The organism is Cupriavidus oxalaticus, assembly GCF_038900635.1.
GTDB lineage: Bacteria > Pseudomonadota > Gammaproteobacteria > Burkholderiales > Burkholderiaceae > Cupriavidus > Cupriavidus oxalaticus_B.
The window spans coordinates 140,313-162,692 of the sequence record NZ_JAYMRX010000016.1; the positions used below are offsets into that span (position 1 = coordinate 140,313).

11 protein-coding genes are annotated in these 22,380 nt (G+C 65.0%); 5 read left to right on the top strand and 6 right to left on the bottom strand.

The window, feature by feature from the left end; all coding sequences use genetic code 11:
• Positions 1 to 275: 275 nt before the first annotated feature.
• Positions 276 to 1,187, top strand: a complete 912-nt coding sequence (locus tag VSR71_RS23300; protein ID WP_342916186.1) for a LysR substrate-binding domain-containing protein — start codon at positions 276 to 278, stop codon at positions 1,185 to 1,187.
• A 76-nt stretch (positions 1,188 to 1,263) separates the two neighbouring features.
• On the top strand, positions 1,264 to 2,331 hold the full coding sequence (locus VSR71_RS23305; protein ID WP_342916162.1) for a maleylacetate reductase: 1,068 nt from the start codon (positions 1,264 to 1,266) through the stop codon (positions 2,329 to 2,331).
• 40 nt (positions 2,332 to 2,371) lie between these two features.
• Here the strand turns inward: VSR71_RS23305 and VSR71_RS23310 are convergent, their stop codons facing one another.
• The 5 genes from VSR71_RS23310 to VSR71_RS23330 all read right to left on the bottom strand — a co-directional run bounded on the left by VSR71_RS23310 (position 2,372) and on the right by VSR71_RS23330 (position 17,781).
• Positions 2,372 to 3,805, bottom strand: a complete 1,434-nt coding sequence (locus VSR71_RS23310; RefSeq protein WP_342916163.1) for a PLP-dependent aminotransferase family protein — start codon at positions 3,803 to 3,805, stop codon at positions 2,372 to 2,374.
• A 248-nt stretch (positions 3,806 to 4,053) separates the two neighbouring features.
• Positions 4,054 to 9,564, bottom strand: a complete 5,511-nt coding sequence (locus VSR71_RS23315; RefSeq protein ID WP_342916164.1) for a trifunctional serine/threonine-protein kinase/ATP-binding protein/sensor histidine kinase — start codon at positions 9,562 to 9,564, stop codon at positions 4,054 to 4,056.
• A gap of 104 nt (positions 9,565 to 9,668) precedes the next feature.
• Entirely contained in the window at positions 9,669 to 10,286 is a 618-nt protein-coding gene (locus tag VSR71_RS23320; RefSeq protein ID WP_428979452.1) for a response regulator transcription factor, read from the bottom strand.
• A gap of 403 nt (positions 10,287 to 10,689) precedes the next feature.
• Entirely contained in the window at positions 10,690 to 15,909 is a 5,220-nt protein-coding gene (locus VSR71_RS23325) for a trifunctional serine/threonine-protein kinase/ATP-binding protein/sensor histidine kinase (protein WP_428979453.1), read from the bottom strand.
• 603 nt (positions 15,910 to 16,512) lie between these two features.
• Positions 16,513 to 17,781: a patatin-like phospholipase family protein gene (locus tag VSR71_RS23330; RefSeq protein WP_342916166.1), complete on the bottom strand. Its 1,269-nt coding sequence runs from the start codon at positions 17,779 to 17,781 to the stop codon at positions 16,513 to 16,515.
• A 650-nt stretch (positions 17,782 to 18,431) separates the two neighbouring features.
• Here VSR71_RS23330 and VSR71_RS23335 point away from each other — a divergent pair.
• Positions 18,432 to 18,950: a DUF1697 domain-containing protein gene (locus VSR71_RS23335; protein ID WP_342916188.1), complete on the top strand. Its 519-nt coding sequence runs from the start codon at positions 18,432 to 18,434 to the stop codon at positions 18,948 to 18,950.
• 40 nt (positions 18,951 to 18,990) lie between these two features.
• Here VSR71_RS23335 and VSR71_RS23340 read toward each other — a convergent pair whose 3' ends face one another.
• A complete protein-coding gene (locus VSR71_RS23340; protein ID WP_342916167.1) occupies positions 18,991 to 19,467 on the bottom strand; it encodes a PaaI family thioesterase in 477 nt (158 codons plus the stop codon).
• 68 nt (positions 19,468 to 19,535) lie between these two features.
• Here VSR71_RS23340 and VSR71_RS23345 point away from each other — a divergent pair, with 68 nt between their 5' ends.
• Together VSR71_RS23345 and VSR71_RS23350 are read left to right on the top strand one after the other, a co-directional pair.
• Positions 19,536 to 19,994 carry a MarR family winged helix-turn-helix transcriptional regulator gene (locus tag VSR71_RS23345; protein ID WP_342916168.1) on the top strand — a complete coding sequence of 153 codons (459 nt, stop codon included), beginning with the start codon at positions 19,536 to 19,538 and terminating at the stop codon, positions 19,992 to 19,994.
• A gap of 201 nt (positions 19,995 to 20,195) precedes the next feature.
• Positions 20,196 to 22,358 (top strand): di-heme oxidoredictase family protein, encoded by a 2,163-nt coding sequence (locus tag VSR71_RS23350; protein ID WP_342916169.1) that lies wholly within the window; start codon positions 20,196 to 20,198, stop codon positions 22,356 to 22,358.
• Positions 22,359 to 22,380 lie beyond the last annotated feature (22 nt).

Consider the following 22,380-nt stretch of genomic DNA (forward strand, 5'->3'; position numbering starts at 1 on the left):
TGCGCAACAGCTTATGACGGCAGAATCCGCTTGGGCAGCCGTCCCGGGTTGTACGCAGGGTTCGGCAAACTTGGACAATGGCGGCCTGTGAGGCGCGGTGCGCCCGCCGGGCGCCGGACGGAAAAATCCCGCGGCGGCCGGGCCGCAGGCGCGGCGGGGCGCCAAGGGCTTGCCCGGGTGGCAGCGGGCGGCGGCGCTGGAGTATGATCGGCGTCACCCACTCGCCCCCTCAACAAACGCCGCCGGCATTGGAATGGCCGGCGAGTCCCCATGCCATGCTCGATCTGAAGGACGTCTATTACTTCGTGCAGGTGGTCGACCGCGGCGGATTCACCGCGGCTGGCGAGGCGCTCCGGCTCCCGAAGTCAACGCTGAGTCACCGTGTCAAGGAACTGGAAGCCTCGCTGGGCGTGCGGCTCATCAACCGGACCTCGCGCCAGTTCGCGATGACGGAGGTGGGCCAGGAGTTCTACCAGTACGCCATGGCGCTGATGCGCAGTGCGGAGCTGGCCGAGGAAGCCATGCGTCAGCGGCTGGCGGAGCCGAGCGGCGTCATCCGCGTGACGGTGGCTGTGGACATTGCCCAGTTCGCGCTGCGCCACGTCCTGCCGACCTTCCTCTCCGACCACCCCAAGGTAAGGATCGACGAAACCGCCACGGACAGGATCGTGGACATTGTCGGCGAGGGGTTCGACCTGGCGATCCGGGGCCATCTCGGCCAGCTGCAGGACTCCAACCTGGTCCAGCATCCGCTGGCCAGGACGCCTTGGTATCTCTTCGCGGGCAGCGACTATCTCGAACGGACGTCAATGCCGACACAACCCGAGGACCTTGCGTCTCACGCCATCATCGCCATGGCGGGCAAGTGCGCTTCGCAATGGCAATTGCAGGGCCCGGACAAGCGCGTGGTCACCGTACCGTTCGAACCGAGATTCCTGAGCAACAGCCTGATCTCGCTGAAAGAGGCGGCGTGCGCGAACGTCGGCGTTGCCGCGCTGCCGGTGTACGCCTGCCAGGCCGAGCTGAAGGCGGGCGAGCTGCGGCAGATATTGCCGGAATGGATCGCCGCGGACGCACGTATCACCGCACTCATTCCCTATCGCACGGGCCTGCTGCCGGCGGTGCGCACACTGGTGGACTATCTCGCCGTGGTGCTGCCCGAGGTGACGGCGTTCGACCGGCACTGAGCCTGCCGAGAACGCCCTCGTACGGCACTTGCACGCCAGACCTCGGGTTTATCACGCTATCGATTGAGGCCGCAGCATGAAAGACACACTGGAATTCCTCTACCAGGCCGCCCCTGCCCGCGTCGTCTTCGGCGCCGGCAGCCTGCAGCACCTGGAGCGCGAGATCAGCCTGCTCGGCGCGCAGCGCGCACTGGTGCTGAGCACCCCGGGGCATCGCGCAGGGGCGGAGGCCATCATCGCCCGCCTTGGCCAGCGGGGCGCGGGCCTGTTCGACCGCGCAGTCATGCATGTCCCCATCGAAACTGCCCGGGCGGCCCGCGAAATGGCGCGCGCCTGCCATGCCGATTGCGCCATCGCATTCGGTGGCGGCTCCACGATCGGCCTGGGCAAAGCCATCGCACTGGAAAGCGATATCCCCATCCTGGCGATTCCGACGACCTATGCGGGCAGCGAGATGACGCCGATCTATGGCGTCACCGAAGACGGCATCAAGCGCACCGGCAGCGATCAGCGGGTGCGCCCGAAAGCCGTGATCTATGACCCGGAGCTGACCGTCAGCCTGCCCGTCGGCCTGTCCGTCACCAGTGGCATCAATGCCATCGCGCACGCCGCGGAAGGGCTCTACGCCAGCAATGCCAACCCGATCATGAGCCTGATGGCGGAAGAAGGCATCGGCGCCCTGGCACGGGGCCTGCCGGGCATACACGCGGCTCCGGACAGCATCGCGGCGCGCGGCGATGCGATGTACGGCGCCTGGTTGTGCGGCACGGTGCTGGGCAATGTCGGCATGGCGCTGCACCACAAGCTGTGCCATACGCTCGGCGGCAGCTTCAATCTGCCGCATGCCGAGACCCACACCGTGGTGTTGCCGCATGCGCTGGCGTTCAACGCCGCCGCCGCGCCCGAAGCCATGCGGCGCATTGCCCGCGCCCTTGGCACCGATTCCGCCGCGGGTGGCGTCTATGACCTGGCGCTGCGGCATGGCGCGCCGACGTCGCTGGCCGAGCTCGGCATGACGCCTGCCGACCTGGACCGGGCCGCCGACATTGCCAGCGCGAATCCATACTGGAACCCGCGTCCGGTTACGCGCGCCGCGTTGCGCGAACTGCTGCAGGATGCCTTTGACGGCCGGCGCCCTGCCTGACTCGCGGTGACCCGTGCCGCAATCGGCCAGGATTGCGGCATCAGGCCAGGAGAACAGCCATCAGATCGGCCACCAGTCGATCGGCTTCGGCCTGACTCCTGAGATTTGTGAAGCCCATCATCAGGCCGCGACGCCCCGGTTTCCCATGCCTCCATGCGGTCAGCGAATGGAGGCCGAATCCCGCCTGGCGGGCGCGCCTGGCCATGGCCTCATCATCGAGATCGTCCCTGACGTCCACCAGAAGGTGCATCCCGGCGTCTTGCAGGCGCACGGCAAAACCATTCTCCCGATAGGGAGCCAAGGCTTGGGCCAGCATCGCACGCCGGCCGGCGTAGAGCGTCCGCATGCGCTTGACATGGCGGGAAAAATGCCCCTCCGCGATAAACATCGCCGCCACTGCCTGCAACAGCACAGGGGAACCGCCATGCGCCGTATGTCTGCATGCAATATCGAAGACAGGCACCTGGCTTGGTGGCACTACCAGATATGAGAGCCGCAGCCCCGGCGAAAGTACCTTGCTAAGGGTGCCGCAGTAGAAGACCCGGTCGGAGTTGTCCAGGCTCCTCAGGGCCGGGACGGAATGGCCGCGGTAACGGAACTCCCCGTCGTAGTCGTCCTCGACGATCCATGCGCCACGTTTTTCAGCCCATTCAAGCATCTTTAGCCGCCGCTCCAATGACAGCGCAACACCAGTCGGACATTGATGGGACGGCGTCACCACCGCGAGGTGTGCCTTCGAAAAATGCCGGACCCCATATTCCACGTTGATCCCATCGTCATCGACCGGCACATTCCTGGCATGCACCCCCCGCCGCTTGAGCGTCTGTGCCGTCGGAGGATAGCCAGGGAACTCGACCCAGGCGTACTTGCCGGCAAGCATCAGCGCATCCACGATCAGGGAAAGGCTGGCCGTAAAGGCTGGAAGCACGTAGATATGGCGCTCTCTGACGTCGAGCCCGCGTGACCGTTGCAGGTATGCCGCCAGCGCTTCCCGCAGCGGACCGTAGCCGGCGGGCGGCGGCTTGGTCAGCAAGCTGGCATTGCGCGCCTGCAAGGCCACCAGCCGTGCCCAGAGCTTGCGGGGAAACTTGTCCAGGGCGGGCAGTCCCATCTGCAAGGGCACGGGATAGATCCCGTCCGTTTCGATGGAGAGCTCATCCGTTGCCAGCTCCAGCGGCGTGCGCCTGGCACGTGGCGTGGCCTTTGCGGCACGGACCTGCGGCGAACCTGGCCGCTCCATCACGAAAGTACCGGAAGAACTTCTGGTGACCAGGTATCCTTCGCCAACCAGCCTTTCGTACGCCGCCTCGACGGTACCGCGGGCCACCCCCAGTTCCATTGCGTACGCCCGCAAGGAAGGAACCTGTTCCCCAGGCTTTAGCTGTCCATCCTCGATCAGGGCGCGGATTCGGCCATAGATCTGCTCATGCAGGGGCGCCGCATGGGATACCTGCCGGACCAGGGACTTCGTCATGCCAGGCCTCTTGTATCAGTGCAACAGCCCGGTGCGAAGGGAGCGCAGAGGGCGAACCAGGGCAAGCTACCCCCGGTTCGCCCTGCGCCAGCCTGCCGTTCACCAGGCACTGTTTGATACTAGGCGCTCAATTGCCACGTGACGGGTACGTTCTCGGCGAGCCCACGGGGGGGTTGACCGAAGCATCACATTCACGAGCCAGGCCATTCCCTATGAAGCGGTGCAGGCCGCAGGCAGGCGCCACCCAGTCAGCATTCGGCTTCCCGGGCGGGCACGGTGAACTGAAACACGGCCCCGCGCGGCTCATTGGCAGTGGCCCACAGCCGGCCGCCGTGCGCGTCGATGATCGAACGGCAGATCGACAGTCCCATCCCCAGGCCTGTGGGTTTCGTTGTGTAGAACGGCGCAAACAACTGGTCCATATGCTTCTGCGCAATTCCCGGACCCGAATCGGCAACCTTCACCAGAACGCAGCCATGGTCTGCATTGGCCGTGGCAATGTGCAGCTGTCGTACACCGTCGCTGACGCCGCTCGTCGCCTCGAGCGCATTGACGATGAGGTTCACCAGCACCTGCTGCAGCTTCACGCGGTCTCCTTCGATGCACGGCAAACCCTGCGTCAGCTGCATCTGTACCGTGGCCTCGTATTTGCCGGCCTGCCCGCGCGTAAGTTCGACCACTTCGCCAATGGCCGCGTTGATGTCCACCAGTTCCTTGCGCGGCGGCGCCTTCCGGATCATCGAGTGGATGCGGCCGAGCACGTCCCCGGCGCGATTGCCGTCCTTGATGATGCGGCCGATCGCCTCTGTGGCTTCCTGCAATTCCGGCGCTGGAAAACTGAGCCAGCGCAGTGCCGCCTGCGCGTTGGTCACGGTCGCCGCAATCGGCTGGCTGACCTCGTGGGCGATCGAGGCCGCAAGCTGGCCCATTGTGGCAACCCGGTTTGCATGGGCCAGTTCCGTCTGCACCTCGCGGTAGCGCCGCTCGCTCTCGCGCACCCTGTCTTCCGCCTGCTTGCGCTCGGTCAGATCCAGCACGAAGGCCACGCCCTCCCTCGCGCTCTCATCAAATGCAGCCAGGCCGACGATGACAGGGACACGTCTGCCATCCTTCGTCTTGTATTCCTTCTCGAATGGCTGGGTGTACCCGACCTTGATCACCTCGGCCAGAGCCTGCTCGCAGAACGCGATCGATTCCGGCGCCGTCAGGTGGCGCCAGTGCATGCGGCCGGAGACCAGGTCCTCACGCGCGTACCCCACCATGCGCAGAAACGCGTCATTGGCTTCCAGAATTTCGCCTCGCTGATTCCAGACAATGATGCCGATGATGTTGGCATCCACCAGGCGCCGGATCTTGGCCTCCCGTTCGGCCACGTGGCGATACAGCTGCGCATTCTCTATCGAGACCGCAGCCTGGGAAGCCACGAGCTTCAGCACGGCAATGCGGACCGGGCTGAACGCGCGCGCTGTCAGGTTGTTCTCGAGGTAGAGCGCACCAGTCAGCTTGGCCTGATTCATCAGGGGAAGGCAGAGGATGGAGCGCGCGCGATGCTGGCGGATGTATGCGTCCGCGGCGACACTGGGTTCCAGGGCGGCGTCATCGAGCACCAGGCTTTCGCGCGTGCGCAGCACATGATATAGCACCGATTCCGCCAGTTTCATTGCGGTCACCGGCGCTTCGCATGCCTGCACAACGATCGCGTCGCCCGCGGTGAAGGCTTCCGCCACGATCTGCTGCCGCGTGCCGTCCGAAAGAACAAGCAGGCCGCGCTCCGCTCCGGCCTGTTCCACCGCCATGCGCATGACCATGTCAACCAGCTTGCCCAGGACGATCTCGCCAGACAAGGCCTGGGATACCTTGAGCACCATGGTCAGGTCGAGGTGTTCGACCGGCGTTGCAATCGTCATGGTCGGTTCCGGGGAGCGCTCCCCTGTCCTCAGGAAGGGATAGCGGTCCTCGAGTTGCCGCACCTTGCCGTCAGCCCCCCAGCGCAGATAACCGTAGCGCGCATCCTGCAGGTAAAGGCGTGCGATCTTCTCCAGCCGTCGCCCGGCGTAGAAGTGGGACGCGAGTTCGTTCGCAAGCGCCTCGTTGTGGACGAAATTGCTGTCCTGTGCGGCGTGAATGGCCTGCTCGTAAAGGCGTTCGGCATCGAGGACGCGGTTTTCGATGCGGGCAATCTCGGCAGCCACCAGCGCGGCACGGTCCGCGAAGTTTGCAGGGCAATTGTCCGCCCAGACCTGAAGCTGCCGCTGATGCGCGGTCATCGCCGCCAGCGCCTGTGCACACTCGTCCGCCGTGGCACCGTCACACAACGCCGCGGCCTGCGCCAGTGCGGCAAAGAAGTGATACTCGGCCTCTTCGAAGAAAGAGGTCGAAATCCGCAGCAATTGCCGCGCACGGGCAGCGGCCCGCATGGCCGCCCGATGGTCACCAGCCAGATAGCGCGCCTGGAGCTTGCGGATCCAGTACCAGCATTCGGCCAGCGCAAGATCCGGGCTGCTGCCGAGATGCTGCTCGGTGCGGCGCTCATCGAAATGTTCATCGTCGAAGCCGCCGAAGGTCCGCGTCAGGCCACGCAACGTGCGTATGAGGGCCAGCTGGGAATCGATGAAATCGACGACCAGGCCGAAGCGCACCTTCCTGGCATATGCCTGGCCGCAATGGGCTTCGGCCTGCACCTCGGCCAATGGCTTGCCCGCAAAGATCAGGTCGGAGGCAAGACTGTTGCCGACGTAGGCGCCGTAAGGCAGATCTCCGTTACGGTTGGCTGCTGCAAACGCGCGGCGCAGCAGCGGCTGGCAATCGTTCAGGGGCCGCAGCCAGCGCATGACGAAGATCGAGAAGCACAGGAAGGTCTTGGCCTCGAAGCGCTGCAGGCCGCGCCGGTCAACCAGTTCGCAGCCCAGCCGGCCGAAGCGGAATCCGGCCTCGTAATTGCCAAAACGCCGCCCGGCCACGCGGCCGACATTGGCATACAGCACGCACGATGCGTCGCTGTTACCCCACTGCATGCTGAGGCTGACCGCCTTGCATACCGTCAGGCACGCCAGGTTTGCATCGGTCTGCAGGGCCGGTGCCAACAGCTTGCTCAGCGCCTCGACGGTGCCGAGCGACGCCGCATCCTCCATCAACGGCAGGTCAATCAGTGACTCGATACTGCGGTCGCCGAGCTGTGTCCAGATTTCTTCGTATTGAAGCCGTACAGCGTCGTCAATCGGATGATTCGACCAGTCAATGCCGACATGGCGCAAATAGGCGAGGCATACCTCGACAGCACGGTCGCTCTGGTCTAGCACGAGACAGACGTCGAGCTGCAGACACGTGACACGGGCTTTCTCGACGGTTGTCGTGGCGCGCGCGGACAGCGCCTCCAGCCGCCGGTCTGCTGCCGCGGGCTGCCCGGTCAGGAATTCGCATTCCGCCCGGCTCACTTCGATGTCGAAGATCATGGCGTGGCAGCGGCGCCAGCCATCCTCTTCAAGCAGGCCCGCGCTGGTGACCAGGTACGCCAGCGCGGACGTATAGGCCGTCGAGGCCTTCGCGCGCCGGCCAGCGATGAGGTTGTATTCGGCAAGCAGTTGCCGTTCGTCCGGGTCGTCAATCAATGATGCGCCCCGATTGAGCTGGCCCACGATCTCGAAGATTGCCTCTTCGCGTCTGTCCTGTGGCGTTTGCGCGGCCAGCAACCGGCCGATACGCAGATGGGCGCCGGCCCGCAAGGCTTCCGGGACCAGCGAATAGGCCGCCTCATGCACGCGATCATGGGTAAATGCGTAGTAGCCTTCGCGCCGCTCGACCAGTTCCTGCCGCACGGCCTCCCACAACGCCGCGTGCAGGTCCAGCCCTGGCATGCCGAGCACCGCCGAAAGCGTCGGGACGTCGGCGACGTTGCCCAGGCACGCAAGCTGTTGCAATGCCTGTTGCGTCTCGGCTGGCAAGCGGACCAGCTTGCAGACCATGAGGTCTACGACATTGTCGGTATATCCCTTGGCATGGATGCGGTATGGGTCCCAGCGCCATTGCCGCGCGTCGTGATCGAAGGTCAGCAGATTTTCGTCGAAGAGGGCATGCAGGAACTGAATCACGAAGAACGGGTTGCCGGCAGTCTTCTTCCTCACCAGCCTGGCCAGTGGCTGGATCCGTGCGGGCGCACAACGCAGGGTGTCGGCAATCAGGGCCTCGATATGTTCGCCGGCGAGCGGTGCCAGCGATATCTCCTCCACGATCGCGCCGGCGTCCCGGATGGCCTGAAGCTTCACGGTCAGCGGATGCGTGGCGTCGACCTCGTTGTCCCGATAGGCACCAATGAGCATCAAGTGGCGAAGTTCCGAGCCCGTCATCAGGTCGTCAAGCAGGGCCAGCGTGCCCGCGTCGAGCCATTGCAGATCGTCGAGGAACAACGCCAGCGGATGATCGGCGCAGGCGAATGCACCGATAAAGCGCCGAAACACGAGCAGGAAGCGCCGTTGGGCGTGCTGGGGCTCGAACTCCGGCATTGGCGGCGGTTCACCGATGATCAGCGTCAGTTCCGGAATCAGGTCTGTCATGAGCCGCGCATCGGATCCCAGCGCGTCGCGCAACTGCGTGCGCCATGCCGCCAGCTCCGTGTCCGGCTTGCCAAGCAGCGTGCGCACCAGACCCCGGAATGCCTGCGCCAGCGTCGAATAGGGGATGTTGCGCTTGTACTGATCGAACTTGCCCACGGCGAACAGGCCTCGCGGCGGCACCAGCACCTTGTGCAACTCATTGACGACGGACGATTTGCCGATGCCGGAATAGCCGGACACCAGAACCAGCGCCGGCCCGCTGCGCGCCGCTACGATGCGCTCGAACGCCGCGACCAGCGTCTGGATCTGGCGCTCCCGGCCGTATAGCTTCTCCGGAATCAGCAGCCGGTCCAGGCTGCCGTGTTCGTCCAGCGCGAATTCGTCGATGCGGCCCTGGCGCTGCCAGTCGTCCAGGCAGCGCCGCAAGTCGTGCTCCAGGCCGGCTGCGGTCAGGTAACGCTCTTCCGCCGTCTTGGCCAGCAGCTTCATGACGATGCTCGACACCATGGCTGGCACGGCCCGCACGCGCGAGCACGGCGAAGCAGGCATCCTCGCGATATGGCAATGCACCCATTCCATGGCGTCGGTAGCCGTGAACGGCAGCACCCCGGTCAGCATGTGGTAGAGGATGACGCCGAGTGCATAGAGGTCGCTGCGCGAATCGATCGACCGGTTCATCCGCCCGGTCTGTTCGGGCGCCATATAGGCAAGCGTGCCGGCGATCGTCTCGGGCGGGTCGGGTGCCTGCCGCTCGCGCGGCAGCCGCGAGGCCAGGCCGAAGCCGGTCAGTCGCGCCTGTCCGCTGACGCAGTCCACCAGGATGTGGGACGGCTTGAGATCCTTGTGGACCAGTGCGCACCGGTGGAACTTGCGCAAGGCGTTGGCAATCGCTACGGCCAGCCGCAAGAACTCCCCGGTCTCCATGGGGATGCCCAGCCGCCGTGCCAGCGGCTCGCCACCGGGATCCTCGAACACCAGTACCGCGCGTCCGTCTTCACGCGCGAGTTCAACCGGACGCAGCGCCCACGCGCTGTCCAGTTCGTCCCGCAGACTGTACTCATGAGCAAACCGGTACAGCGTCGCGGGCGACGGATGCAGTGCGGCTGGCCGCGCCAGCAGGAAGTCAGGCCCGCCGTCCGCACCCGGGCGTGGTCCGCGACAAAGCACGCGCTCGCCGTCGTCCCACAAGATCTGGTGTCTGTTTCCCATCACGCCGCAACTCCATACCTGTTCTGATCAGGGGCACGCTGACATCGGCCGGGCACAATCGAGTACTGGCTCGGCGCGTGCCTGGCTCACGGTAGCGGCAGCGTCTACGAAAACCGGCTCGGCGGCAGGCCGACACCCAGCGATTCCGCCTTCCTGACGAGTTCCGCGACAGAGCGCGCCGCCATCTTCCGCATGACGTGCCCCCTGTGGATCTTCACCGTGACTTCGCTAACGCCCATCTCAATGGCAATCTGCTTGTTCATGAGCCCAGCGACGACGTAACCCATGACCTCCCGCTCGCGCGGCGTCAGGGACGCGTATGCCTGGCGTAACGCAGCATTCGCCGCCTCGGCAGCCAGCCGGTCTCCGTCACGCGCCAGCGCATTGGCGACGGCATCGAGCATGTCCTGGTCACGAAACGGTTTGGTGAAGAAATCGACGGCGCCCGCCTTCATGGCCCTGACCGTCATGGCGACGTCTCCATAGCCCGTGATAAAGACAATGGGCATGTGCGTGCCATGTCGCGCCATCTGCTCCAGGAATGCCAGCCCACTCTCGCCGCGCAGCCTGACATCAAGTATCAGGCAACTCGGCACGTTGCGCCTTGGATGCGCCAGGAAGTCTCGCAACGATTCGAAGGTCGCCACGCAAACTCCGCTCGAGCGCAACAGCCCCTCCATGGCCCGGAGCATCGGCTCGTCGTCGTCGACCACATAGACCATGCGTTCCCTGCGATCATGCTGGCCTCGCACTGATGGCGATTGCGCCCATGAACTCATGCCACTTTTTTCCTGCAATCTGGCGGCGGGAGCGCACCGCATGAAACCAGAGATATCGCAAATTGCCCCAGTACGCGATATTCGATGACGCCTGCTGCCCACCGGAAGGCCGACATGCGACAGGCCGAGGATTCCGACGAACCGACTCATGCGACCCGTGCTGCCGAGTGTCGCCTGTGCGCCCCGCAGGGGACAGGCACAATTTCGGGAATTTCGACTAGGCCAATTGCCGGCCACACAGGTCGGAAGCTAGTCTGTGGAGCCCTGACGCCGCGGAACCGGCTGAACCGGCAAGCGCCAGGCCGGGGGGGCAGCCGCTACAAGAGAGAGGGCCTCGCGACGCGTATCACGAGGATTCGGCCGGATGGGCGGGCACGGTGAACTGAAAGACCGCGCCGCGGGGCATGTTCGCGCTGGCCCACAACCGGCCGCCGTGTGCTTCGATGATCGAACGGCAGATGGACAGCCCCATCCCCAGGCCGGTTGATTTAGTCGTGTAGAAGGGGGCGAAAACGCGCTCGGCGATATCCGGCGCAAGTCCCGGCCCCGAATCGCTCACGGCCACGAGCACGCCGCCCTCCTCCGCTTGCCCGGTACAGATCACCAGTTCCCGCACACCGTCGCTGACACCGCTGGTAGCCTCCATCGCGTTGATAAGCAGGTTGAGAAGGACTTGCTGCAACTGGACGCGGTCTCCCTGAATCACCGGCAATTCGTCCGCCAGCTGTGTCTGCACCGAGGCCTCGTGCTTCCTTGCTTCGCCGCGGGTGAGCTCGATCACCTCGCGGATTGCCTTGTTGAGGTCCAGCGGTTCCTTCCGCGGCGGCGCCTTCTTGACCAGTTCACGGATGCGGCCGACCACCGCACCCGCTCGGATGCCGTCGTCGATGATACGGCCGAGCACCTGCCGAACCTCCTCCATGTCAGGCGGATTGGCGCCAAGCCACCGCAGCGCAGCCTCGGCGTTGGTGACCGTCGCGGCGATCGGCTGATTCACTTCGTGAGCGATCGAGGCCGTGAGCTGGCCCATGGCCGCGACGCGGTTCGCATGCGCCAGTTCCGTCTGTACCTCGCGATAGCGCCGCTCGCTCTCGCGGACCTTCTCCTCCGCATGCTTGATCTCGATGATGTTGTCGTCGGCGAGGCGCCGGATCTTCGCTTCGCGTTCCGCGATGTCGCGGTACAGGCGGGCATTCTCCAGCGAGACCGCGGCCTGCGAGGCCACCAGCTTCAGCACGGCGATCCGCGCGGGGCTGAACACGCGGGCAGTCAGGTTGTTTTCAAGGTAGAGCGCGCCGGTGAGCCTCGCCTGGTTCATCAGGGGCAGGCAGAGGATGGAGCGGGCGCGATGCTGCCGGATGTACGGGTCTGCGGCAAACGAAGGCTCGGCCGCGGCATCGTCCAGAAAGCTGCTCTCGCGGGTGCGCAGGACATGGTAGAGGATCGACTCCGGCAGCATCGCCGCGTTCACCGGCACGTCGCGCAGCTGCATCCGGGTCGCGTCGCCGCCAGTCGTCGCTTCGGCCGCCACCCGTGGTTCGCCGCCGTCCGACAGAATCAGCAGCCCCCTTTCGGCGCCGGCCTGTTCAATGGCGGTACGCATGATCATGTCGATCAGCTTGTCCAGCACGATGTCGCCCGAGGCGGCCTGCGACACCTTGATCACCGTCGCCAGGTCGAGGAGTTCGACCGGCGCCGCGATCGTGCTGGTCGGGGCGAGTGCGGGCTCTTCGGTCCTCAGGTACGGCGACGTCCGCTCGAGTTGCCATACCTTCCCCTCGGCGCCCCAGCGCAGGTAGCCGTAGCGGGCGTCCTGCAGATACACACGGGCGATCTTGTCGAGACCGCGCGCCGCGTAAAAGCGCGACGCGAGTTCGTTGGCGAGCGCCTCGGTGTGGACAAAGCCGCTTTCCTGCGACAGCCGGATCGCCTGCTCGTAAAGCTGCTCCGCATCCCCGGCCCGGCCTTCGATCCGTGCGATCTCGGCAGCGACCAGCGCGGTGCGGCTGCCGAAGTTCTCGGGGCAGTTTTCCGTCCATGCCTGCAGTTGCGTATGATGCGCAGCCATCGCATCCAGGTGCTGCGGCCACTCGCCGGCCGGGGCGGTGTCGCACAAGGCGGCATGGGTCAGCGCGGCGAAGAAGTGATACTCGGCCTCCTCAAAGAACCCGGATAAGACCCACACCAGGCGTTGCGCCTTCGATGCGGCATCCATGGCCACCGCATGGTCGCCGGCGAGATAGCGCGCCTGCAATTTCCTGACCCAGTACCAACACGCGCCGATCGGCAGGGCCGGATTGCTCGACAGATGCGCTTCGGTGCGGCGCTCATTGAAATGCTCGTCGTCAAAGCAGCCGAAAGTCGGCGTCAGGCCGCGGATCATGCGGATCAGCGCGAGTTGCACGGTGATGAAATCACTGGCTTGAGCCATCCGCACCTTTTCGGTGTACGCCAGGCCGCGTTCGGCTTCGGCCTGTACCTCGGACAGCGGCTCGCCGGCGAAGAGCATGTCCGCGTTCATGTGGGTGCAGGAAAAGGAGCCATACGGGATGTCGCCGATCCGGTTCGCCGCGGCGAAGGCGCGGCGCAGGAGGGCACGGCAATTTCGCACCGGCTTCATCCAGCGCTCGACAAAGACCGAAAAATTAACGTACACCTTGGCCTCGAAGCGCTTGAGCCCGCGTCGATCGACGAGTTCGCAGCCGAGCTGGCCGAACCGGTATCCGGCCTGGTAGTCGCCAAAACGCTGTCCCGCGACCCTGCCGACATTGGCATAAAGCGCGCATGAGGCATCGCAGTTGCCCCGCTCGATGCTGAGGCTGACCGCCTTGCAGATTGTTACGCATGCCAGGTTCAAATCCGTCTGCAAGGCCGGCGAAAACAGCTTGCTCAGCGCCTCGACGGTCAAGAGGGAGGCCGCGTCCTCCATCAGCGGCAAGTCGACGAGCTCCTCGATGCTTCGGCCCGCAAGCTCCGACCAGATGCGATCGTATTCGTGCCGCACCGCTTCGTCGTTCGGATGGGGGGACCACTCGATGCCGACATGCCGAAGGTAGGCGAGGCAAACCGCCACCGAACGGTCGGCCCGATCGAGGGCCAGGCAGACATCCATTTGCAGGCACGCCACGCGAGCGCGTTCGACCGTTGTCGTCGCACGATTGGAGAGCGCGACGAGGCGCTCGTCTGCGGCCGGTACTTGCCCGGTCAGGAACTCGCATTCGGCCCGGTTCAGCTCCAGCGCAAAAATCTGCTCATGCCGACGCGCCCAGCAATCGTCGCTCATGAGCTCCGCACCCTTGGCGAGATAGGTGAGCGCCGAGACGTAGGCTGTCGACGCCTTGGCACGCAGGCCGGCGGCCAGGTTGAATTCGGCCAGCTGCTCACGTTCCTTCTGCTCGGTGATCAGCGCGGCGCCGCGATTGAGTTGACCCACGATCTCGAAGATCGCCTCCTCCCGCTTTTCCGGGGGCGTCTGCGCGGCGAGCAGCCGACCGATCCGCAGATGGGCCTCGGCGCGCGAGGCTTCGGGGATCAGCGAGTAAGCGGCTTCATGAACCCGGTCGTGAACGAACGCGTAGGCACCCTCCCGCTTCTCGACCAGTTCGTGACGAATCGCCTCCCACAACGCCACGTGGACCTGGCCCTCCGGGATGCCGAGGACCGTTGACAGTGCCGTGATCTCTGCGACGTTCCCGAGGCAGGCAAGCTGCTGCAATGCCTGCTGTGTCTCGGCCGGCAGGCGGGTCAGCTTGTCGACCATCAGATCCACGACGTTGTCGGTATACCCCTTGGCGTGGATGCGATCCGGATCCCAGTACCAACGGCCCGCGTCATGATCGAAGGTGAGCAGGTCTTCATCGACGAGCGCGTGCAGAAACCGGATCACGAAGAACGGGTTGCCGGCGGTCTTGTCGTGCACCAGTCGAGCCAGCGGTTCGATGCGCTCCGGCTCGCAGTGAAGCGCCTCCGCGATCAACTGCTCGATGTGGGCACTGGCCAGTGGCGCAAGCTTGATATCATCGATCTTGGCGCCCGCGCTCCTGATAGCCTGAAGCTTGGCCGTCAGAGGATGCGAGGCATCGACCTCGTTGTCGCGGTAGGCGCCGATCAGCATCAGGTATTTCAGGTCCGAACCGGTCAGCAGGTCCTCGACCAGGTCGAGCGTCGCGGAGTCGAGCCACTGCAGATCATCGAGGAAGAGCGCAAGCGGATGCTCGGCTCGGGCAAAGACGGCGATGAAGTGCCGGAATACCAGCATGAAACGCCGCTGCGCCTGCTGTGGCTCCAGTTCCGGGACGGGCGGCGGGTCACCGATGATCAGCTTCAGTTCGGGCATCAGGTCGGTCATGAGCCGCGCGTTGGGGTCCAGTGCTTCGAGCAACGCGCTGCGCCAGCTTGCCAGTTCCTCGTCGCGCTTGCCGAGCAGGGTCCGCACCAGGCCTTGAAATGCCTGCACCAGCGTCGAATAAGGAATGTTGCGCTTGTACTGGTCGAACTTGCCGGACGCAAAGATGCCTCGCGGCGGCACCAGCACCTTGTGCAGTTCATTGACGACCGAGGACTTGCCGATGCCGGAATAGCCGGTAACCAGCACCAGCTCCGGCTCGCCGCTCCTGACGATGCGCGTGAACGAGGCGACCAGCGTGCCGACCTCGCGCTCCCTCCCGTACAGCTTCTCGGGAATCAGCAGCCGGTCAGGCGTGCCGTGCTCGTCGAGAGGGAAGTCATCGATGCGGCGCAGGCGCTGCCAGTCCGCCAGGCAGCGCTGCAGGTCATGCTCGACACCCACGGCGGTCTGGTAGCGCTCCTCGGCCGTCTTGGCCAGCAGCCTCATCACGATGTCCGAAACCACGGCAGGGACCGTCTCCAGCCGCGCCCTGGGCGGCACGGGCTTCCTCGCGATGTGGCAGTGGACCCACTCCATGGGGTCGGTGGCCGCAAACGGCAGCGCGCCCGTGAGCATTTCGTAGAGCGTGACGCCGAAGGCGTAGAGATCGCTGCGCGAGTCGATCGAGCGGTTCATGCGGCCGGTCTGCTCGGGCGCCATGTAGGCGAGCGTGCCGGCAATGGTCTCGGGCGGTTCGGGCGCCTGCCGCTCGCGCGGCAGCCGCGAGGCCAGGCCGAAGCCGGTGAACCGTACCTGCCCGTCGGCGCAATTTACAAGGATATGGGTGGGCTTGAGATCCTTGTGGACGAGGCCGCGCTGGTGGAGCTTGACCAGCGCCGCGGCGATCCCGACCGCGAGCCGCAGGAATTCCCCGGTTTCCATGGGCACGCCGAGCAGCCAGGCAAGCGGTTCGCCACAGGGGTCCTCGAGCACCAGCAAGAGCCGGCCGCCCTCGCGCACCAGTTCCAGGGGCCGCAACGCCCACGAGCCATCGAGGTCGTCCTTCAGGCTGAATTCGTGGGCCAGGCGGTCAAAACTGTCGGGCGGAGGATGCTCCGCGGCAGGCCGTGCAAGCAGGACGTCGTGATCGCCCCTGCCGCCAGGGCGCGGCCCTCGACAGAAGACGCGCTCGCCGTCCTCCCACAAGACTTGAGGGCCTGGAATGTTACCCGTCGGCATTGAAACCATGTGAAGGGCTCATCTTGCACTCTGCAGCAGGCTGCTGCCCGGCGCGGGCCTGGAGAACGCCACAATCGCCCGATATACCCGGCCAGGATGCGCTCACCAAGTCATTTACAGCGCGTCTATTTCCGCAGCATCGCGGCTGCGGCACCGTTCCCTAGAATACACCTCGGCGACCGCGGCGCCATCCGCGCAAGACGCAGTTCAATGGCCGCGACGGCCGCGCCATTGCAGTCAGGCCGGTGCATTGCGGCTGGATGCGTTTCCTTTTTCGTTTGCCTTTTCGCAGCTGAAACACACTTTATTGAGCCACGGTTTAAGCACTACAGCGGATGCTAAGGCAATGGAGCATCATCCAACATGGAACACGCGGGGCAGCTGATCTTGCCTCGCCTTTATAGCCTCCCGGGATCCCCCGGTACCGGGGGGCTCCTTTTCCGATCCTTGCACGAACTTCGCCACGCACCGGGACCTTGTGGCCGGTTTCGAACTGCCCGATGAACCTTCGTGAGCGGCTGTTGGCCCGGTCGCGCGGAAGCAGGCTAGTGCCGAGTGACCTCGGTGTCTTGAACGCGGCTTCACCCGCCGCGTGCCGCGAGACTATCGCGTCGCGGTCGATTCGCGCTCGAAGTTCCGGATCACCGGGTTGCCAAGGATGGCATCCCGTCCCGCTTCGATCAGGCGATCGACGTCCCTCTCGGGCAGGCGAAGCCTGGTCGGAAGATTGTTCAGACCTGCAGCACGCTCCTTGCCGAGGGAATCGAACGAGATCCGCGTGACAAAGAACTGGACTTCGTCGCACCGCCAGCCCGGGACGCGTGCAGCGATCTCCTGCTGCCGATAATGCGGCAATCCGCACCGATACCCCACCAGGTCGTCGCGCCACTGCTGCATCATGGGAACGAAGGCGTCATAGGTCATTCGAACGTTGGTTGCCATTGCCGCGTCGATGGCCGCATTTGCGACCTCGATTCCGGATGGGCCTTCCTGGCTTTGGTTCCAATCGCCACGCGGGCCCTGACCGGCGTCAACAACGACGAACAGCAGCCGCCGCACATTGATCGCGTCGTTCTCGCTCATCGGACCGTAAGGTGTGCCCAGCAGCATGCGCGATTGCAGTATGGTGGCCAGGCCGTAGTTGTCGGTCACCCCGCCGTCGACCAGCTTGATGTACTTTCCCTTCGAAGTGTCCCGGAGATCGCGAACGGCGCTTGCCAGCGCGCCGAGCAGCAGCGATTGCCCGGGCGCCTGGGCACGGTCAAGGTTCGGCAGCGGTGCACTGCAAGCCTCGGGATGCTTTTGCACGACGATCGGGGCGAAGAAGACCGGGACCGCCATGGATGCGGCGACGGCCTCGGAAACCGGAAAGCTCGCAAGATCGCTGCATAGCGCATCGAATGCCTGCTGGCTGAACGGGAACGCGATCCGGTAGTAGACGTTGGTGGCGTTGATCCAGACGACCGGCTTGCCGCGGCGGAACATGTCGGCGTACGTCGCGCCCTTGAATACGTCCTCGTCAAGCCATGCCTGGAGGTCTTCCCGGTCGTTGAGGCCCCCGGCGAAGAGGCGCGCAAGGTTGACCGGATTCAGGAGACTGAAGCGAAGTCCCGCCTCTCCGTCCTTCAAGAGCACGGATCGCAAGGTCGACAGGCTGGCCTTGCCGTGCAGACCGTAGTACGCAGCGGTGATGGACCCTCCGGACACGCTGCTGATGAATGCGACGTTGTCGAGCAGGGACGCGCCCCCAGGACCTCGCAAGGCGTCGATTCCCTGCAGCGCGCCGAAGGCGAAGGCCGCGGCTCGCGTGCCGCCGCCGGAGAACGACATGGCGACGGTGGTCCGGCCGACCACGTCGACGGGTTCGCGCAAGGCCGCGGATGCGCTGCCCGCCGCGGGCTGGGGCAGATTGCGCGGCGCATTGTGAGGAAGCGACCCGCAGGCACTGAGTGCCGCAAGCACAAGCGGGATCAGAGTGCGGCAGGCCCTGCCGCAGGCGTGTCGCGCTCTCCCCGGCCCCACCGTTTGCCCAGGCAGGCTGCTCTTGCGTCGAAGAGCGTGGTCATGTCGGAACTTCCACATTGGACTAGGTCAGGAACGTTCGGCTTGGCGGCGGCCCGCACGGAGCGAGGGTCCGGTTTCGTTGCCGCGAGGATCGGTATGTCCGGGTCCTGGAAATATTACGGCATCTCCACGGGGGCCGCACCACCCCGCAGATGGCGCGCGGGCTGCCGCGGAGAAAGCCGGAGGGCGGAGGAAGATCATTCAGTACTGAATGCCGGCTTGACCGGCCGTGGCCGGTTCGGAGCTGTGACAGGCGGGATGGGATGTTCGCGCTGAATGTGCCTCCCGGTTCTCATATTCCACCGCCGCATTGCTGCCTGCGACATGCCCAGGCGAATCAGCAACGTCCAGGCCAGCAAGGTCTTCCCGCTCAACATGCCGGCTTTGGCAGGCAGGTTCCGAGCCGCGGATTCCGCATCATAATGGCGGCCTTGACCAAGCACCACTACGAGGTCCTCATGCCCCGATACGTTGCCTTCCTTCGCGGCGTCAGTCCGATGAATGCCCGGATGCCCGCTCTCAAGCTCTGCTTCGAGGCGGCGGGCTTCTCCGAGGTAAAGACCTTGCTTTCCAGCGGGAACGTCGTATTCAATGCCCGCTCATCGTCGCCGGCCGCGCTGGAGCGACGCGCAGAGAAGGCGATGCAAGCCGAACTGGGCCACAGCTTCAGCACCTTCGTCCGGCCGAGCAGCTATCTCCAGGACCTCATCGACTCGGACCCCTTTGCCGGGTTCAGCGTGCCACCCTCGGCCAAACGGGTCGTCACCTTTCTCCGCGGCCCCGTGCCGCCAGACCTGAAGCTGCCCATCGAACGCGACGGCGCAAGCATCGTCAACGCCAATGCCACGGAGATCTTCAGCGCCTACGTGCCTGACCCGAAGAAGGGCCCCGTCTTCATGAGCCTGCTCGAACGCTCGTTCGGGAAGGACATCACGACGCGAACGCTCGACACGGTCATCAAGTGCTCCCGGGCATAACCCTCACGCGCGTCCCCCGACGTCCTGCGTTGTTCGCGCGTCATTGCCGCCCGGGCGACAGCACGAGCAGCGTAGATGTGCCATGTGCCAGGACGCGCCCGTCCATCGCCAGCACGCGAGCTTCCGCAGTAATGATTTGCCGGCCCTGGTTGACAACGCGGCCTTCGACGCGGACCCGGCCGGTGTCAGGCTTGATCGGTCGGGAGAAATTCCCTTTTGTTTCAACCGTGGTGTAGCCAGCACCAGCGGGAAGAAGTGAGTTGGCTGCGCAGGCGGCAGCGCTGTCAATGAGCGTCAGCGGCCATCCGCCGTGGACCGAGCCCATGGGATTGAGCAGCCGGGACGACGGCTCGCCCTCGAACGCGGCGAATCCGTCGTCAACCTCGACCAGCCAGAAATCGAGGACCTGCGAGATGGGCGGTTGTGGAAGATGTCCGTCCACGATCGCTTGAAGAACTTCCTTTCCGTTCATGTTTGCGACGTCGGCAGGCGAGGCCAGGCCATATTGGTATTCCATCTCGTCAGATCTCCTGGTTGTTGGTAATATATGCAGATACATTCAATGCATCTGCATATACTATAGCCATGAAGACGGGAAAACAAGGCGCCAGGACCCTGCGCACGGACGCCGCTGCGGCTCTCGATGTCGATCTCGGCTGGTGGTCGCGCCTGCTGGCGCGCAGGATCACAGCGGCAATGGATGAGGCGCTGGCACCATCGGGGCTGACCAGTACTCAGTTTGGATTGATGTGCCTGATTGCGTCGGCCACGGATGACACCCTTGGCGCATTGGCGCAACGGGCCGGGCTGAATCAATCGACAATGTCAAGGAACGTGGATCAGCTTGTCGGCGCGGGGATGGTGGAGGTCGTTATGGCAGAAGCCGATCGCCGCCGCCGCGCGGTCTGGCTGACGGAGGCCGGCGCCTTGACATTGCAACAGGCCCTGGCGCTGTGGGAGCCGGCCCACCGCGCGTTGCTTCGAAAGCTGGGTCCAGACACGCACAACCTCATGGGCGCCATCGCAGCGAGATTGGCAGAGTAGCGTCAGGGAGGGCTTGCCCGACTCCACTGCGCCCCCGACAGATCCCCCCTCTGGCGCGAACGACTGTCACGAGATGGCGATTGACATCCACAAAGATGCCAATCATCATCCTGACCGGCTGCGGCGCGAAGACGCTCGCGCCCGCATGAGCGCCGCACGGCAATCCTGCGCCTCAAAAAATACGAAAAGAGGGGTCAATACATGAAGTCCGCATTCCAACGCCGCGCGCCGCGCGGCGCGGCATCGCGCGCCCTGAAGGCGGCGGTCTCGCTGCTTCCCGCCATCCTGCTGGCCGCCGCCTGCGGGGGTGGCGGCGGCGAGGACAGCGCCTCGGCGCCCCCACCACCGGCCGGACACCAGCCGCTCGGCTATACCCCGCTCTTTGCCGCGGACACGCCGATGATGGAGCAGATCCAGTACCGCGAGCCTGACGGCACGCTGGTCACGCTGATGGGCTCGCGTCCGACCGAGCGCCACGCACGCGAACGCGGCGAGCCGTGGGATGCGCCCGATGCCGGTCCGGGCCGCTACCTGACCTTCCCCACCTTCTACTTCCAGAACCGCACGTTCGGTCTCGAGATCCGCGACGGCGTGCCGGCCGGGCGCCAGCGCATCGAGGTCTATCTGCGGGTGAACCAGGGAATCTTCGACGGCACCACCTTCAGCCTGTTCCGCAATGTCCTCGATCCCAACGTGCGCGACTACGGCTGGGCATTGAACTACGGCTTCAACAACCCGAAGGAGGGTGGCCTGCCGATCTGCCGCGAGGGACAGCCGCGCGAGGACTGCATGATGGTGTTCGACTCCAACTGGCGTACCGATCCGCACAGCCCGCTGAAGATCGGTGACCGGGTCGAGCTGGCGCCCGCGCCCCGGCTCAAGCGCGACCCCGTCGTCGATGGCGGCGGCAGCCGCTACTACTCGTTCGAGCAGCTTTACGTTGTCGGCGTCGGTATGCGGCCGTGGTACGGCATCGCTCCGAACCTGGACTCGGAGGTGCTGCCTGACGAAACGCTGCTGGGCGGCCAGGCGAGCATCTCGTACAACTACTCCGAGGAACCGATGCGGGTGTTCCAGCAGATGGCCAACAATATCGGCATCGCCAACACCCAGCGCTTTGTCGAGGGCAGGCGGCTGTTCCACACATCGTTCCTGGACGGCACGCACTCCGAGCACGATGTCGACAACCCGAAATTCACCGCGCATATCGGCCAGCTCGGCCCACGCTACAACCAGCCGCGCTGCATCGAGTGCCATACCAACAACGGCCGCAGCATCGCCGCGGGCATCGGCGCCAGGCTCGACTCGCTCTCGTTCCTTACCGCCACTGCCGATGGCAAGCCCGATCCGGTCTACGGCCACAATGTGCAGCAGCGCGCGCAGGACCCGTCGGCGCCCGCCTACGACGTGACCATCCAGTCGTACGAGACCACGGTACGCACCTTGCCAGACGGCCAGAAGGTGGAACTGGTCAAGCCGGTCTATGCGTTCAAGGGACCGGTGCCGGCGCGCTTCTCGACACGGCAGGCGCCGCAGGTGATCGGCATGGGCTTGCTCGAGGCCATTGCCGAACCCACCATCCTCGCGCTGGCCGACCCGGACGACGCCAATGGCGACGGCATCAAGGGCATTCCCAACTGGATCGTCGATCCGGAAACGGGCAAGACGCATCTTGGACGCTTCGGCTGGAAGGCATCCAAGGCAAGCATCCGGCAGCAAGTGGCGGACGCGTTGATGAAGGACATGGGCGTCACCTCGCCGGCATTCCCGGACCGGAGCTGCCAGCGCGGCGCAGCGGATTGCCGCGGCAGCACCGCGCCGACCGCGGTCAGCGAGACGGAATTGCAGCGCCTGTCCCAATATCTGTCGCTGATCGGCGTGCCGGCACAGCGCAGCCTGCGCAGCGGTTTTCCGGACGGCATACGGGTCTCGCCTGAGCACGACGTCAACCCGGCACAGATCGCGCGCGGCAGCGAGTTGTTCGCGCAGGTGCGCTGCGTGGCGTGCCACACGCCGTCCATGAAGACCGGCAATACGCACCCGTTTGCCGAACTGCGCGAACAGACCATCCGTCCTTACAGCGACCTGCTGCTGCACGACATGGGTCCTGGCCTGGCCGACACCATCAGCGAGGGACGTGCCTACCCCAGCCAATGGCGTACCGCGCCACTGTGGGGTATCGGCTCGCTGCGCTTCGTCCAGGGCGGCGAGCAGCAGGTGCGCCTGCTCCACGACGGCCGCGCACGCAACATGGTAGAAGCGATCCTGTGGCACGGCGGCGAGGCCACCGACAGCCGGACGCGCTATGAAGCGTTGCCCAAGGCCGACCGCGACGCCATCACGGCATTCCTGCAATCACTGTGATATCGGCTGCCTGCTCGCCCAT